Genomic DNA, 14,922 nt, shown 5'->3' with positions numbered 1-14,922 from the left:
AATGCCTGCGCCACTAGACAAGCGGCTGGTGCAACGCGCAACGGCGACCAGGAATTTCCTGGTCGCCGTTGTGCTTACCGGCATCGGCACATCGCTATTAGCAATTGTTCAAGCCTGGCTGATCGCAAAAGCGGTTGGCGGCTCATTCGACCGAGCCCAAGAGGGCCTGCCGGGGATGCTCCCAGACATCGCTAGGTACGCGGGCCTGCTGATTCTGGTCTTCGCCGCACGAGGCGCCCTGACCTGGCTCGACTCCTGGCTCGGCCACCGAGCCAGCGCCAAAGTGAAGTCACAGCTTCGTCGAGACATCATGGCGGCCCGGCTTTCCCGCCCGGCCGATTCGTCCACCCCATCCGGAACCCTGATCACGCTGCTGACCAAGGAGCTGGACGCGCTCGACGGCTACTTCGCCAAATACCTCCCCCAGCTCGCCAAGGCTGCGACCATCCCGATCATCGTCGTCGCGGTCATTTTGCTGGCGGACTGGCAGTCCGCGGTGATCTGCGTCGTCACGGTGCCGCTAATTCCGATCATGATGGCGCTGATCGGCTGGAAAACTCAAGACCAGGTGAATCGCCGCTTCAAAGTTCAGTCGCGCTTGGCTAACCATTTCGCCGATCTGGTTTCCGGGCTGCAGACGCTGCAGGTCTTCGGGCGCGCCAAGGCACAGGCCAAGGGCCTGAAGGTCTCTGAAGACGCCAGCAGAAAAGAGACGATGAAGACTCTCCGCCTGGCGTTCCTATCGTCGGGCGTGCTGGAGCTGCTGGCCACTCTATCGGTGGCGCTGGTGGCGGTGACCATCGGCTTCCGCGTCGTCTACGGACACGTAGACCTCACCACTTCCCTATTCGTCCTCGTGCTGGCCCCCGAGGTGTTTTTGCCCGTCCGCATGGTAGGCCAGCTATTCCACGACTCGGCGAATGGCACGGCAGCGGCCAACGCGGCGCTCAACTACATAGAGCGCGCTGAAAGCGGGCTTGGCTCTGGCACCGAGGCTCCCGGAAGCCTGACTAGCGCGGAGATCGTCTTTGACGAGGTCACAATGCGCTACCCAAATGCAGATGAGGATTCCCTCACCAACTTCTCCATGACGCTTCGCCCTGGCGAGGTGACCGCCATGGTCGGCCGCTCCGGAGGCGGCAAAACCACCACGCTCTCGCTTTTATTAGGCTTCGAGCAGCCAACTTCCGGACAAATAACAGTTGACGACACTCCCCTGTCTCAGCTCAACCTGGGCGCCTGGCGCGAGCAGATCGCTTACGTGGCCCAAGAGCCGGGAATGATCAACGGCACGATCGCCGACAACATCAGGCTCGGGGATCCCGAAGCAACAGAAGAGCAGATGCGTTCCGCGCTAGACCGCAGTGGGGGCGAGCTGCTCGATCTGTCTCGCCATGTCGGTGACGACGCCGAAGGTTTGTCCGCGGGCGAGCGGCGACGGGTTGCGATGGCCAGAGCCCTGCTGCGCATCGAATTGGGCGGAGCGAACCTGCTGGTGCTGGACGAACCTACCGCGGGCCTCGACCAGAAGACGGAAGCCAGGGTTGTCGACTCGCTGCGTTCCAGCGGTGTTGGCGCACTGATCGTCACACACCGAGACGCCATTTTGAATCTCGCCGACCAGGTGATTGAGGTCGGGCTCAAGCAAGCGACGGAGGCAAAATGAGCGCCACAAACTCTGCGGGACAAAACGTCCTACAGTTCGTCACCGGCCTGCTTAAGAAGATCCCGAAGGGACGCGGCCGCTTCGCGCTGGCCCTAATGCTGGCTGCGGGAGCCACCGCCTCATCCATCTCGCTGATGGCGGTTTCCGCCTGGCTGCTGAGCCGCGCGGCCGAGCACCCGCCGGTGCTGTATCTGCTCGCGGCAGCCGTCGGCGTGAGGTTCTTCGGAATCGCCCGTGGCGTGCTGCGCTACATCGAGCGCCTGGTCAGCCACGACCTAGCGCTTCGGATGCAGGGTAGCCTGCGCCAGATCGTCTACTCCAAGCTCGCCCGCACAACCACGCTCGGCGGTCGCCACGGCGACCTGCTCGTTCGCGTCACCGCGGACGTCGAGGCCATCATGGACCTAATCGTTCGAGTGGCTCTACCGTTCTGTTCGGCTTCGTTCGTGCTGATCGGAACCAGCGTCGCGCTGGGGCTTTTCAACCCGCTTTTCGGCATAGTGCTGCTGATTTGCTCGATCTTCTCCGGCATCGTGGTGCCTTGGCTCGCCCAGCGGGCAACGCTTGCCGCAGACAGGGCTGCCGTGCCGATGCGCGGAGAGATGGGCAACCAGGTGCGAGAGATCGCTCGCTGCGCCGCAGACTTGACCGCTTACGGACGCGGCGAAGAGGCGTTAGCGAAGCTCGAGCGTTCGGACGCCAAGCTGACCGAGGCCGAGGGCCGAGGCGCCTGGACGCAGGGCGTCGCCGGAGGATTCCAGTTGCTCGCCACGGGCATCGCGGTGGCGGCTGCGCTGCTGATTGGCGGGCAGGCCGTCGCCGACGGCACACTGCTGGCTCGCGATCTGGCGGTTCTAGCGCTGACACCGCTTGCTCTGCACGAGTCGTTCGCGGACCTGGCGAAGGCCGGGCAGACCCTGACCCGAGCGAAGAACTCGTTGACTCGCGTGTTGGACGTCTTGGAGGCAGAAAACATTGGTGTCGGCGACCGCGACTTCGATTCCGACGACGACCGAGAGGGCCTCAAACTCAACGATTTGGCCGTGGGCTGGCCCGATGACGCGACGCTACTTTCCGACATCAACCTGACCATTGAACCGGGCCAAAAGGTGGCGATCACGGGCCCGTCGGGCCTGGGCAAGACCACCCTAGCCGCCACCGTCATGGGGCTGATTCCGGCTCACGAGGGCAGCATCGAGGCACCCGAACGCATCTCGTACCTGGCGCAGGATTCACACATCTTTGCCACCACGCTGGCCGAAAACGTCAAAATCGGCAACCGGGACGCAACCGACGAACAGGTAAAAACCGCGCTGGAACGCGCGGGGTTAGACCTGGACCCGAAGCGGATCGTTGGAGAGGAGGGCGCTACCCTATCCGGCGGCGAGGCGCAGCGCGTAGCGCTTGCCAGGATTTTGGTTGCCGAGCCTAAGGCGTCGCTGGTCATTCTGGACGAACCGACCGAGCACCTCGACCACGAGACCGCCACCAAGCTGCTCGACGACCTGTTCCGCGAGCTCTCCGATTCGACGCTGCTGGTCATCACCCACGACGAGGACATGATTGAGCGCTGCGAGCGCGAGGTCTCGCTCCTGACCTGGGCAGGAAACGCCCTGCGTCGTTAGTTAATTGAGCCTAAGTTTTAGTTGGGTACTCTGGAACGGGCACGGCTAAAAGGATTGGTAGATATGGCAAGAACCCTCGGAATCATCGGTGCCGGAAAGCTCGGCATGGCTGTCGGCAAAGCTGCCGCGGACGGCGGCTGGAACGTCATTTTTAACGACGTCGCCGACCCGATCTCCGTCGAGATGATGCTGAAAAACATGATTCCACAGGCGAAGATGTCCACCTGCGCGGGCCTCGCAAACCAGGCGGACGTGGTCATGCTGGCTCTGCCCATTAGCCAGTCCGGCAAGCTCAACTATGAGCTGCTGGACGACACGATCGTGCTCGACGCGATGAACGATTGGGCCCCCGAGGGCCTAGGGGTGGCAAGCGGCACCAGCGAGACTGTGGCCGAGCGCAACCCCAAGATGCACATCGCGAAGTCCATTAACCACCTCAGCTACCACGACTATTCGTCCGATCCTCGCCCCAAGGGCGCGCCGGACCGTCGCGCGATGGTGGTGGCCACCGACTTCCCGGACGCCGCCGAAGTTATCAGCGAACTCGTCGACGACATGGGCTTCGACCCGGTGGTAACACCATTTGCCAACAACCGGATGTTGGAGATGGGCGGGCCGATCTTCGGCGTGCGCCTGAGCGAGGCTGAAATGAGAGAAATCTTGGCCACCTAGCCAGCTTAAAAACCCGGCCTGGGTAACAACAAAATGTCGCTAGTAGCCACGCATTAGATGCTCGATAGGCATTTTGTAACTACTTTGTAAAAAGAAGTGACAAAATTACACACAAATTACAACATTTTCTTGGTTGTGTAGTTTTTGCAATTTGTTGTAACTTCGCTTGCGTTCCTCCACCTTCATAGCCGCAGATAGCTAATCAACCAGTTGGAGACCGTCCTGTTGAAGAAATCGACGATCACGCCGATGAACAGGCTCATTATCAGCGTCCCGACGCCGACGGAGCTGCGGGATAAATCGAAATGCAGGATGATCAGGGCAATAAGCGCGGAAATCACGTCCTGCCCGATCCGGAACGTGCGGTAGCTGACGTTCTTGAACTTCCTGGTGAGCACGGGGGCTAGCCCGTCGGCAGCGCCTTGGCCGATGTCCGTGCTGATGTAGATGGACAGCCCCAGGCAATACAGCGTCAGGCCGATGACCAGATGCACGAGCATCCCACCAAGCGAATACTCGAACGTGTAAAAGCCCTCCAGCACGTCCAGGAAAACGGTGACGAACACCCCAAAAAGCAAGGCGTTCATGAGCGTGCCCAGGCCGAAGATTCTGCGGTCGAACGGAATGATCAATATCAGCATGACCAGGTTGATTATCGGAGAGAGCACGGCCAGTGAAAGGCCGGTCACCTCGGTGACACTCTGCTGTAGAGCCGTGACTGGGTCCGCGCCCGTCTTGCCGTGCAGGCAAATGGCCGTGCCCGAAGAGACAATCATTACGCCGACGAAGCACAACACGATTCGTCGCAGGAGAGAGTTAGGCCGCCAAGTCCACTGCTTTGGGTCCCTGATGAGCTCCAGCATCGCTACTACCAACTAGTTAGAAGATTTTTGCCTATAAAAGACTAGGCCTTGGGCGCACAGTTATGCCAAGCCCCGCCGTGTTTAGCGCGAGGTTCGCCGCCGCTCGCCTGCGGCTGGCACTTCGGGCACCAGTACAAGTTGCGACCCGCATACAGCTCGAGCTGGATGGGTTCGCCGCAAACCAGGCACTCCTGCCCCGCCCTGCGGTAGACGTAGACCTCGCCGCCGTGTTCGTCGACGCGCGGATCCCTGTGCTGTTCCTCGGGAGAGTGCTCGGGATCGACGGTGTCGATCTGGCCGGTGAGAACGTCTGCGCGCATTAGAGCAGCGAGGTCGGCCCAAATCGAATCGAAGACCTCGCGGGACAGCTTGTTAGCGGGCAGTTTCGGGTCGACGCCGTGACGGAACAGCACCTCCGCGCGATAGATGTTGCCAACGCCGGCGAACACGCCCTGATCCATCAGGAGCTGGGCAATTGTGCGCTTGGAGTTGTGCACCTTCTTCCAGGCCCGCTCGGGATCTGCGTCGTCGCGCAGCGGGTCGGGGCCGGATCTCGCAATTACCGCGAGCTTCTCCTCCGGCGTGATCAGCCTGCACCACTGCGGGCCGCGCAGCTCGGCACCGATCTTGGAGTCGGCGATGAGCAGCCGCAAAGTGTCGTAGTTTTCGATCTGCGAAAGCGGCTTGAACCTGAATTTTCCGATCAGCCCCAGGTGAATCCACACGCACTGGCGCGCCTCGAAATTGATAAACAGGTGCTTGCCGACGGCGTCGGCGTCCTCTAGAACGGTGCCGTCGAGAATGGCTGCAGCGTCTGCGAAACGACCCTGCGGGGACGACACGCGCACCTGTTTACCGCCGAATTTGTCGGTAAGCTCGCGGGCCAATTTGTGAATCACGTGTCCTTCAGGCATGACTCCAAGCCTATTCCACGACGCAACGCTGAAAAGCCGTGCAACCGGATGCCCATTACCGGCTTCGCGGCACAATTGATTCATGACTCGTGCATGGTTCGATATTTCCGCCGGAGTTGCCGGAGACATGCTGCTGGGCAGCCTCATTGATGCTGGAGTAAGCCTAGACAAGATCCAGAAAGTGCTCGACGAGCTGATCCCGAATTCAGTCAGGTTCAGCCAGGCGACGGTAAACCGTGGCGGGCAGAGATCATTGAAGATCACCGTTGAGCGCCTCGCCGAGGATCCCCCGCACAGAAGCTGGGCGTCAATCAGGAAGCTGCTGAGCGAATCGACGATCCCCGAGGCAACCCGCGAGATGGCGCTGAAGGTTTTCGCCCGACTGGCCGAGGCAGAGGGGCACGTGCACGGGGTCTCCCCCGACGAGGTGCACTTCCACGAGGTGGGCGCGCTGGACTCCATCGCTGACGTCGTCGGCGTCTGCGAGGGGCTGCGGCTGCTGGGCGTCAGCGAGGTTTCCGCGTCCGAGGTGGCGCTTGGCAGCGGAAGAATTTTGGTTGCCCACGGCGACATTCCGGTCCCCGCACCCGCCGTCGCGCAGCTCGCGCTCGGTTGGCCCTCCTCGGCTGGCCCGTCCGGAGAAGGTTGGCATTCGCACGACGGCCACTCTCACGATCATTCTCATGACGAGCACGAAAGCCACGAGCACACGCACTCTCACGGTTCACACACGCACTCTCATCACCACGATCTGCCGCACGACGAGCCGGCCCCGGTTACCACTCCGGGCGCGGTCGGAGAGCTGGCCACGCCCACCGGTCTGGCGGTGATCCGCGCGCTTGCCGAGTGCTGCGAAAAGCTACCACTAATGACGACCAGCGCCATCGGCATCGGCGCCGGCGGCAAGGACTTCGCCGGGCACCCTAACGTCGTTCGGGTGCTGATCGGCGAGACCTTCCAGGCCGCGCAGAGCGAGCAGGTCACCGAGCTGGCGGCGAACGTCGACGATCAGAACCCGCAGCTTTGGCCCGGCATCATGGACGCGCTCTTCGACGCCGGCGCGCTGGACGCCTGGCTGACCCCGATTTTGATGAAGAAGGGCCGGCCCGCGCAAACCGTCCACGCGCTCTGCAGGCCCGCGGACGCCGAGGCGATCTCCGACGTCCTGCTAAGCCAGACCTCCACGCTCGGCGTCAGGTTCAACCAGCTGGAGCGTTTTGTCTTGGATCGTTCGTGGCACGACGTCGAGGTGGGCGGGCAAGAAATCTCGGTCAAGGTGGCAAGCAGAGCAGGCCAGATACTGCACACCACGTCCGAGTTCGAGTCGCTCGCCGAAGCCGCTAGGAAGTCCGGAAAAACGCAGGCGGAGATGGCGCAACTGGCGCAGGCGAGCATCGTCGAGGCGGGGCTAGTTGCGGGAAACCCCGTTCCAGAATCGAAGTGATCGAAACGTTGAACGAAAAACTGAACTGGCATCTGAGCAGCATCGAGCGCACCGACGCTGAGGCGGTCACGGCTAGGCTGAACGGCTACAAAAAGCTGGGCGTGGCCTATTCCGGTGGCGTCGATTCGGCGCTGCTGCTGGCGATCGCTGTGCACGCGCTGGGTGCCGAAAACGTGGTGGCCGTCACCGCCGATTCGGGGCTGCTGCCCCGCAGCGAACTGGAACTCGCCCGTCGCACGGCCGAGCAGATCGGCGCTCGGATGGTGGAATTCAAAACCAACGAGCTCGCCAACCCCAATTTCGTGGCCAACGACGCCGACCGCTGCTACGTGTGCAAGAACGCCATGTTCACCCTCGTCGACGACGAGCTAGTGGCGAAGCTCGACCTCGACGCGGTCGCCTACGGCGAGAACTCCGACGACACGCTAGCCCCGGACAGGCCGGGCGCGCGGGCTGCAGCCGAGCACAAGGTGCTGCGTCCGCTAGCCGACGCCGGGCTAACCAAAGAGCGGGTCCGCGGGCTGGCCAGGGCAATCGGGCTAAGCGTTGCGGACAAGCCGTCGGCGCCCTGCCTGGCGACGAGAATCCCACACGGCACACCGATCACGGAAGAAAAACTTCGCCGGATCGAGGCCGCAGAGGAGGCAGTCTACGCGGCCGGTTTCAGCGACTGCCGGGTGCGTCACCACGAGGAAATCGCGCGAGTCGAGGTGTCCCTAGACGAATTCCACCTGCTCGCAGACGAGAAGATTCGCGCGGGGCTCGTCGAGGGCGTCAAAAAAGCGGGGTTCAGGTACGTGACGCTAGACCTTTCGGGCATGCAGCGCGGGGCGTTCTCCATGCAAATTTTGAGGGAGAAGAAATGAGCGACGACGATATCGCCGACCTCGACTGGCAGCGGGCCGATCGCCGGGGATACCCCGAGGCCGTCTACTGCGAGGGTAAATCTGTCGAGCAGGTTCGCGAGATCGCGCAGCGGGTGGCCGAGAAGCCCGACGTGGTGACGATCTTCACCCGAGCAGACGACGAACGCGCCGAGGCCATCAAGGAGGTGCTGCCCGACGCCTTTCACGATGAGGTTGCGCGTTTCTTGGCCTGGCCGCCTAGGCGTCCCGAACCCACCGGCAAGCTGGTGGTTGTGGCATGTGCCGGCACGTCCGACCTACCGGTTGCCCGCGAGGCCCTGCTGACCGCCCGCCACCTCGGGCGTCCCGCCGAACTGGTGGTGGACATCGGCATCGCCGGGCTGCACAGAACACTCTCGAAGCTGGACGTCTTCCGCAAGGCCGGGGCGATCGTCGTCGCCGCAGGCATGGACGGCGCGCTACCCGGACTGATCGCGGGGCTGATTTCCTGCCCTGTGGTGGCCGTGCCGACGTCGGTTGGTTACGGCGCCAGCTTCGGCGGCGTCTCCGCGCTATTGACGATGCTGAACGCCTGCGCGCCGGGCGTCGGCGTCGTCAACATAGACAACGGCTACGGCGCAGGCCACCTTGCCGCCCAGATCGCTGCCCCGTAAATCAGCCGGAACCAAAAAGCTCGTAGTCGAACCTTTTGGTTCCCGTTAATCAACTCTTATGGGCCAAGGACAGTCAGCGGAACCACCAGAACACCGTCACTGCGGCGATACGAAACGCCTATAGGGGTAATGACGACAAGCGCACTCGGCTGACGAGCTATTTTTGCCGACACGCGGAGCAAGTTAGCTGCGGCAGCATCAACATTTTCTTCACCAAGCTTCACTTCAAAACCGATCCATCTGCCGTCAGCATTTTCGACAACGGCGTCGATCTCGTCCCTGCCCTTGGTATCACGAAAGTGGAAGACGCCACGCGCCCCCGCAGCCTGCGCGTAGACACGCAGATCGTGAATCACCTGAGACTCGAAAAGGAAACCAAGCGTGTTCAAATCGAGAAGCAACCGCTCCGTACCAGCATTCAGCAGTGCCGCAGCAAGCGATGGATCAGCCAGATGGCGCACCGGCGCCTGTGCCGCGGTGGTTTTAGAGCGCAACTTCGGAGACCAAGCCGGCTGGTCTTCAACCAGATACATTCGTGACGCAAAATCGTGCAGTTCACCCGCTGCCGTCGCGGAAACAGACGCAGAAAACTCGTCCTGCATTCTACGGTTTATAGCTGAAAAACTGGCCGGCTGAGCCACCAACCCAGCCAAAGCATTGAGGTAAGCGCGAAATCTTCTCGGGTCTCGGCGCATACCGGCGACATCAGGAAAATCGTGTTCTGCAATATCATCTAGATATGAGCCAGCCTGCGCTTGAGCATCGGAGGCTTCGAGACCCAGCCATCCTGGCCACCCTCCGCTGACGATCCTGTTTACGACCTCACCAAACCCCAGCTGAGATTCAGCTATGGGAACGCTCTGGTCTTTAAAAAGCGAACCAAGACCAACCTGGCCACTCGAGTGGCCCGACTCGAAAAAGCTCATCGTTCTAAGCAGGACGCGCCTGAACCGGCCGGCCCCCGAATGTCTGAACGGATCATCTTCAGGAGCAGCAGAACCGGTCAGCAAAAACTGTCCAGGCCTCCTGCGTTCATCAACCTCGCGACGGACTGCGTTCCATATCCCCTGAACTAACTGCCACTCGTCAATGAGCCTGGGAGTATCGCCACTCAAGGCCGTCTCGGGTTGTGTAGCGGCGAGTGCGGCTCTTGCGTCACCAGCGTCGAGACGGATTTCCGACGCCGCAAATTGACGTGCCGTCTCGGTCTTTCCACACGCTCTTGTGCCGCGGATCTCAACGGCGCCACTGCTGCGTAAGGCCTGTTCGACGAGGCTATCCGCAACACGCGGCAAGTAGCTTTTCATAACCCAAACAATACCAAATAGTACGGATTTCTCCACCCCGAAGGTATGGATTTCTCCACTATTCACATGGCCATTTCTCCACCACTAAACAGCCGGAACCCAAAAGCTCGTAGTCGGACTTTCCGGTTCCCACTAACCCAAAAACAAATAACGGGAACCAAAAAGCTCGTAGTCGAGCCTTTTGGTTCCCGTTAAATTTTTAGGCCTTGGACGGGTTGAACCCGCGCAGCCGCAGACTGTTCGTCACCACGAAGACCGAGCTGAACGCCATGGCTGCGCCGGCGATCATCGGGTTCAGGTAGCCCAGCGCGGCGATCGGGATGGCCAGGACGTTATATCCGAACGCCCACACCAGGTTTCCGATGATCGTGCGCTGTGTGCGCCGCGACAGCTTTATCGCGTCGACGGCCAGCTCTAGGTCGTGACGCATCAGCGTCAAATCGCTGGCCGCAATCGCCGCATCGGTTCCACCACCCATCGAGATACCCAGGTCGGCCTGGGCGAGGGCGGCCGCGTCGTTGACGCCGTCGCCGACCATGGCCACATGATCGCCGGAGTCCTGCAGCGCCTTTATGACGTCGAACTTGTCGCCGGGCAGCACCTGGGCGCGCACCTCGTCGACGCCAACCTCACCCGCGACCCGCTCGGCCGTGGCCTGGCCGTCGCCGGTAAGCATGACGGTCTTCAACCCCATCCGCTTCAGCTCATCGATGGCCTTCACCGAGCCGTCGGCGACCTCGTCCGAGACGCCGATAACACCCAGCACGCGGGAATCGTGAGCCACGAAAACCAGCGAAGCGCCGCGCTGGGCAAACTCGTCGGCTTGCGCCTGAAGCGAAGCGTCCGCAATCAGTCCAAGGTCGAACATAAAAGCCGCGTTGCCGGCGGCTGCAGTCTTGCCATCAACCAGGCCGCGCACTCCCCTGCCCGGCACGTCGGTCAGCTCGTCGGCGTGTTTACCCTCGCCGGCCTTGGCGACGATCGCCTTGGCGATCGGGTGACTCGAACCGGACTCCAGCGCGCCGGCTATTTTCATCAGCTCGGACTGAGCAACGCCGTCGGCGGCGCTCACGCCCGAAACGGCCATGACGCCGGTGGTGATGGTGCCGGTCTTGTCGAGCACGATGGTGGTGACCTTGCGGGCCTCTTCAAGCGCCTGCGGGCCCCGAATCAGAATGCCCAGCCTTGAGCCGCGCAGCGAACCGGCCAGCAACGCTGTCGGGGTAGCCAGACCGAGAGCGCATGGGCAGCTAATAATCAGCACGGAAACGGCTGACGCGATCGCGAACGATGCGTCCGCACCATTCAGCAGCCAAACGATCAGGGTCAGCAGGGAAAGCCCGATCACGATGGGGACGAACACCCCAGAGACCTTGTTCGCCAGATCCTGCGTGGCAGACTTGCCCGTCTGAGCAACCTCTACAAGGTGGGCGATCTGGGCTAGCTGAGTGTCAGAACCGACGGCCGTGGCCCGCACGACCAGCCTGCCGGAAGCGTTGACCGCAGAACCGACAACCTTGGAGCCAGGCCGCACCTCGACGGGCACGGACTCGCCGGTGATCACCGAGTTGTCCACTGCGGAAACGCCGGAGACGACCTCACCGTCGGTTGCCACCTGCTCGCCGGGCTTGACGACGAACTCGTCGCCGACGTTGAGCGCTTCGATGGGCACGACCACCTGCTTGCCGTCGCGTACCACCGTCACAGCCTTCGCGCCGACGTCCATCAGCGCGCGCAGCGCGTCGGACGCATCCTGACGCGAGCGGGCCTCGATGTATCGCCCGAGCAAGATGAACATGATGATGGCCGCGGACGCCTCGAAGTAGATGTTCTGCAGCGCGTGGTCACGGCTGAGCGAGAGCGTCCACTCGTGCTTCATGCCGATCATGCCGGCCCCGCCGAAGACCAGCGCGTAAAGCGAGAACAGGTAAGACGAAAATGTTCCCAGAGAAATCAGCGTGTCCATCGTCGTGGCGCCGTGCCGCAAGTTGACCAGCGCGGAGCGGTGAAACCCGAGCCCGCACCAGAAGACGACGGGCGTCGCCAGCGCCAGCGCGGCCCACTGCCAGCCGGGGAACTGCAGCACCGGCACCATCGAGATGGCGATCAGCGGCACGCCGAGCATCACGGCGACGATCAGGCGGCGTCGGATTTGCGCAGCCCTATCGACGGGCTTGGCCTGCGGATCGGGGATGCGCGCGTCGTACCCGGTTTTCTGCACGACGCCGATTAGGTCGTTGACCCCAACACCCGCGGACGTCACCACGTGCGCCCGCTCGGTGGCGTAGTTGACCGACGCCTGGACGCCATCCATTTTGTTTAGTTTCTTTTGAATCCGGGCCGCGCAAGATGCGCACGTCATGCCGGAGACTTCAAGGTCGATGACCTTGTAATCCTCCGCCGCCATTTATCCTCCTGGTTTTAACTGTTCGCGCGCCTATTCAGGCGAGCTCGACGGTGTAGTCGCCGGCTTCGTCAACGGCTTCCTTGATTGCTTCGAAATCGATCTCGGACTCGGAAGTGACGGCCATCTTGCCGCCTTCGAGCTGAACGTCCACATCTGTGACGCCATCGATCTCGGAGACCTCGCTGGTGACCGCGTTGACGCAGTGGCCGCAGGTCATGCCGGTGATTTTGTAGTTGGTGATCATTGGGTTCCTTTCGTTTCGCCGGGCGGTAATACCCGACGTTTCATCTACGGACGAGCCGCGCTATTGCGTCGTTAACTTCGGCCAGCTTGATTTGCGCTTCTTCGCCGCCTTCTTTCGCCGCGTTCACGACGCAGTGGCTGAGGTGGTCGTCAAGCAGGGCCAGCGCCAGCGATTGCAGCGCGCCGGTTGCTGCGGAAATTTGAATCAAGACGTCGATGCAGTATTTGTCCTCGTTAATCATGCGCTCGAGACCCTTCAGCTGGCCTTGGACGCGCTTGAGCCGTTTGAGGTGAGCTTCCTTGGTGCCTGAATAGCCGGGCACGACCTTGCAGTCTTCGCAGCAGGCGTCTTGTTTCGCTATATTTTCCACACTTAAAACTATACCCCCTGGGGGTATGGGGTCAAGAGGCCGGGGAAACTTTTTCTATGAGCACAAGGAGGTGTCGCCCTATAGCACACCCCTAGATCGCTTATCCACACCCCCTGGGTAAAAGATGGTTTTTTGGACACCTCAGCCCTTTCTGAGACACTTCCTCGGCGTGTCGGGCAAATTATGAAATTTAAGGTGAAAATTTTTTCCACCTCGCATATAACGCCTAGTCGTAGCGGGTTTCAGTGCCAAAAAATCTTTTGTTCGATTATCAGTGCACATGTTTATCCACTTAAGCTTGAGCGCGGCTTCCACAACCACCCACAGCTATCCACACCCCCTGTGGATAACTCGTGTTGAAAGTTGTTTATTTGGGCGTTACGGTGGCTCAGACTCAAAAAACCGCTGGTCCGCGGGCCGCCATTTTTTTGTCGGCCCCTTCTGCCAGAATGGGTTTTGCGAGTCGGAAGGAGGGCGGGCATGTACGAGATGCCAGTTGACGAGGCGTACCCCGATCAGGGCGCGGAACCACCCGCAACCGCCCTGGAGCGCACCCCTCCCCAAGACAACACAGCGGAGCAGGCAGTCCTCGGCGCGATGCTAACCAGCAAGGACGCCATCGCCGACGTCCTCGAGAAGGTCAAGCCAGGAGACTTCTACAAGCCGGCCCACGAGCTAATTTTCGACGCCATCATTGATCTTTACAGTCGCGGCGAGCCCGCAGACGCCGTCACGGTCGCCGCAGAGCTCGAGAAGAAGGGCGAGCTGACCCGCGCTGGCGACTACACGTACCTTGCAGACCTACTCGCGAGCATCTCCGTGGCGGCCAACGCAGGCTACTACGCCCAGATCGTCCACGACAAGGCGGTGCTTCGTCGCCTGGTCGACGCGTCCATCAAGATCGCCCAGCTGGGCTACCAGGGCGCCGGCGAGGTGGACAAAATCGTCGACGAGGCCCAGCAGACCATTTATAAGGTCACCGACGGCACAGGTTCGGAAGACTACAAGCCGCTAAAAGATTTGTTGGAGCCCACCTTCGACGAGATCGAGGCACTCAACTCACACTCCGACGTCATGACGGGCGTGCCCACGGGTTTCGCCGAACTCGACGAGCTGACCAACGGCCTACACGCGGGTCAAATGATCATAATCGCCGCTCGCCCTGCAATGGGTAAATCGACGCTCGCGCTGGACATCGCCAGGTCTGCCGCAATCAAGAACAAGCTGACCACCGCGTTCTTCAGCCTCGAAATGAGCCAGATGGAGATCGTCATGAGGCTGCTATCCGCCGAAGCCAGCGTGCAGCTCAAGCGCATCCGCAACGGCGGCATGACCAACGAGGACTGGGATCGCCTGCAGCGCAAACTCGGAGCAATCGAGGACGCCCCCTTCTTCATCGACGACTCCCCAAACCTGACGATGATGGAGATCCGCGCGAAGGCGCGCCGCCTAAAGCAGCGCCACGACCTCAAACTGGTGATCATCGACTACATGCAGCTGATGAGCTCAGGCAGACGCGTCGAAAGCCGTCAGCTTGAAGTCTCGGAGTTCAGCCGTCAGATCAAACTGCTCGCTAAAGAGCTAGAGATACCGGTCATCGCGCTCAGCCAGCTGAACCGTGGCCCGGAAATGCGTCAAGACCGCAAACCGATGCTCAGCGACCTGCGCGAGTCTGGTTCTTTGGAGCAGGATGCCGACATCGTCTTACTTTTGCACCGCGAGGACGCCTACGACAGGGATTCGCCGCGCGTCGGCGAGGCCGACATGATCGTGGCGAAGAACCGTAACGGCCCCACAAGCACAATTGTCACCAGCTTCCAGGGTCACCTGAGCCGTTTCGTGGATATGCCCCACTAGTTTTGTGGACACCCCACAGTTAGATGCCCGAAGC

General features: G+C 61.3%; 13 protein-coding genes. 7 read left to right on the top strand and 6 right to left on the bottom strand.

All coding sequences use genetic code 11. The annotated features are described in order from the left end of the window. The first annotated feature begins 1 nt into the window (after position 1). The 3 genes from cydD (at position 2) to G556_RS0100375 (ending at position 3,963) form a co-directional block, all read left to right on the top strand. The gene (gene cydD, locus G556_RS0100385) at positions 2-1,666 is read left to right on the top strand and encodes a thiol reductant ABC exporter subunit CydD (protein WP_081675455.1); all 1,665 of its coding nucleotides are present in this window, start codon (positions 2-4) and stop codon (positions 1,664-1,666) included. Then, entirely contained in the window at positions 1,663-3,291 is a 1,629-nt protein-coding gene (gene cydC / locus G556_RS09640) for a thiol reductant ABC exporter subunit CydC (protein ID WP_051176493.1), read from the top strand. Before cydD ends, cydC begins: the two co-directional genes overlap by 4 nt. Positions 3,292-3,354: 63 nt before the next feature. Further along, positions 3,355-3,963, top strand: coding sequence for an NADPH-dependent F420 reductase (locus tag G556_RS0100375; RefSeq protein ID WP_028821349.1), 609 nt, complete (start codon positions 3,355-3,357; stop codon positions 3,961-3,963). 182 nt (positions 3,964-4,145) lie between these two features. Here the strand turns inward: G556_RS0100375 and G556_RS0100370 are convergent, their stop codons facing one another. Together G556_RS0100370 and G556_RS0100365 are read right to left on the bottom strand one after the other, a co-directional pair. Continuing rightward, on the bottom strand, positions 4,146-4,826 hold the full coding sequence (locus G556_RS0100370; protein WP_028821348.1) for a YczE/YyaS/YitT family protein: 681 nt from the start codon (positions 4,824-4,826) through the stop codon (positions 4,146-4,148). A 41-nt stretch (positions 4,827-4,867) separates the two neighbouring features. Next, positions 4,868-5,740 carry an Fpg/Nei family DNA glycosylase gene (locus G556_RS0100365; RefSeq protein WP_028821347.1) on the bottom strand — a complete coding sequence of 291 codons (873 nt, stop codon included), beginning with the start codon at positions 5,738-5,740 and terminating at the stop codon, positions 4,868-4,870. 82 nt (positions 5,741-5,822) lie between these two features. Here G556_RS0100365 and larC point away from each other — a divergent pair, with 82 nt between their 5' ends. From larC to larB, 3 genes are read left to right on the top strand one after another with little or no spacing between them, the layout of a single operon-like run. Beyond that, positions 5,823-7,184, top strand: coding sequence for a nickel pincer cofactor biosynthesis protein LarC (gene larC, locus G556_RS0100360; RefSeq protein ID WP_028821346.1), 1,362 nt, complete (start codon positions 5,823-5,825; stop codon positions 7,182-7,184). Further along, positions 7,181-8,050 carry an ATP-dependent sacrificial sulfur transferase LarE gene (gene larE / locus G556_RS0100355; RefSeq protein WP_028821345.1) on the top strand — a complete coding sequence of 290 codons (870 nt, stop codon included), beginning with the start codon at positions 7,181-7,183 and terminating at the stop codon, positions 8,048-8,050. Before larC ends, larE begins: the two co-directional genes overlap by 4 nt. Beyond that, positions 8,047-8,703, top strand: coding sequence for a nickel pincer cofactor biosynthesis protein LarB (gene larB, locus G556_RS0100350; RefSeq protein ID WP_028821344.1), 657 nt, complete (start codon positions 8,047-8,049; stop codon positions 8,701-8,703). Before larE ends, larB begins: the two co-directional genes overlap by 4 nt. A gap of 56 nt (positions 8,704-8,759) precedes the next feature. Here the strand turns inward: larB and G556_RS0100345 are convergent, their stop codons facing one another. From G556_RS0100345 to G556_RS0100330, 4 genes are all read right to left on the bottom strand, one after another. Beyond that, positions 8,760-10,010 (bottom strand): ATP-binding protein, encoded by a 1,251-nt coding sequence (locus tag G556_RS0100345; protein ID WP_028821343.1) that lies wholly within the window; start codon positions 10,008-10,010, stop codon positions 8,760-8,762. Between the two features lie 199 nt (positions 10,011-10,209). Then, on the bottom strand, positions 10,210-12,417 hold the full coding sequence (locus tag G556_RS0100340; protein ID WP_028821342.1) for a heavy metal translocating P-type ATPase: 2,208 nt from the start codon (positions 12,415-12,417) through the stop codon (positions 10,210-10,212). Between the two features lie 34 nt (positions 12,418-12,451). Then, positions 12,452-12,661 (bottom strand): heavy-metal-associated domain-containing protein, encoded by a 210-nt coding sequence (locus G556_RS0100335; RefSeq protein WP_016456868.1) that lies wholly within the window; start codon positions 12,659-12,661, stop codon positions 12,452-12,454. Between the two features lie 40 nt (positions 12,662-12,701). Beyond that, on the bottom strand, positions 12,702-13,031 hold the full coding sequence (locus tag G556_RS0100330; protein ID WP_024111286.1) for a metal-sensitive transcriptional regulator: 330 nt from the start codon (positions 13,029-13,031) through the stop codon (positions 12,702-12,704). A gap of 489 nt (positions 13,032-13,520) precedes the next feature. On the opposite strand from G556_RS0100330, the gene dnaB reads away from it, so the two are divergent. Next, entirely contained in the window at positions 13,521-14,888 is a 1,368-nt protein-coding gene (gene dnaB / locus G556_RS0100325; protein WP_051176563.1) for a replicative DNA helicase, read from the top strand. Positions 14,889-14,922 lie beyond the last annotated feature (34 nt).

Source organism: Propionimicrobium lymphophilum DSM 4903 (assembly GCF_000423485.1).
Lineage (GTDB): Bacteria > Actinomycetota > Actinomycetes > Propionibacteriales > Propionibacteriaceae > Propionimicrobium > Propionimicrobium lymphophilum.
Note: the sequence above shows the minus strand (reverse complement) of the source record. Positions and strands in the feature narration are given on the sequence as shown.

What these genes read in the sequence shown, in the direction of transcription:
- cydD (WP_081675455.1), top strand. Translation starts at nt 2, where the DNA reads ATGCCTGCGCCACTAGACAAGCGGCTGGTGCAACGCGCAACGGCGACC.
- cydC (WP_051176493.1), top strand. Translation starts at nt 1,663, where the DNA reads ATGAGCGCCACAAACTCTGCGGGACAAAACGTCCTACAGTTCGTCACC.
- G556_RS0100375 (WP_028821349.1), top strand. Translation starts at nt 3,355, where the DNA reads ATGGCAAGAACCCTCGGAATCATCGGTGCCGGAAAGCTCGGCATGGCT.
- G556_RS0100370 (WP_028821348.1), bottom strand. Translation starts at nt 4,826, where the DNA reads ATGCTGGAGCTCATCAGGGACCCAAAGCAGTGGACTTGGCGGCCTAAC.
- G556_RS0100365 (WP_028821347.1), bottom strand. Translation starts at nt 5,740, where the DNA reads ATGCCTGAAGGACACGTGATTCACAAATTGGCCCGCGAGCTTACCGAC.
- larC (WP_028821346.1), top strand. Translation starts at nt 5,823, where the DNA reads ATGACTCGTGCATGGTTCGATATTTCCGCCGGAGTTGCCGGAGACATG.
- larB (WP_028821344.1), top strand. Translation starts at nt 8,047, where the DNA reads ATGAGCGACGACGATATCGCCGACCTCGACTGGCAGCGGGCCGATCGC.
- G556_RS0100345 (WP_028821343.1), bottom strand. Translation starts at nt 10,010, where the DNA reads ATGAAAAGCTACTTGCCGCGTGTTGCGGATAGCCTCGTCGAACAGGCC.
- G556_RS0100340 (WP_028821342.1), bottom strand. Translation starts at nt 12,417, where the DNA reads ATGGCGGCGGAGGATTACAAGGTCATCGACCTTGAAGTCTCCGGCATG.
- G556_RS0100335 (WP_016456868.1), bottom strand. Translation starts at nt 12,661, where the DNA reads ATGATCACCAACTACAAAATCACCGGCATGACCTGCGGCCACTGCGTC.
- dnaB (WP_051176563.1), top strand. Translation starts at nt 13,521, where the DNA reads ATGCCAGTTGACGAGGCGTACCCCGATCAGGGCGCGGAACCACCCGCA.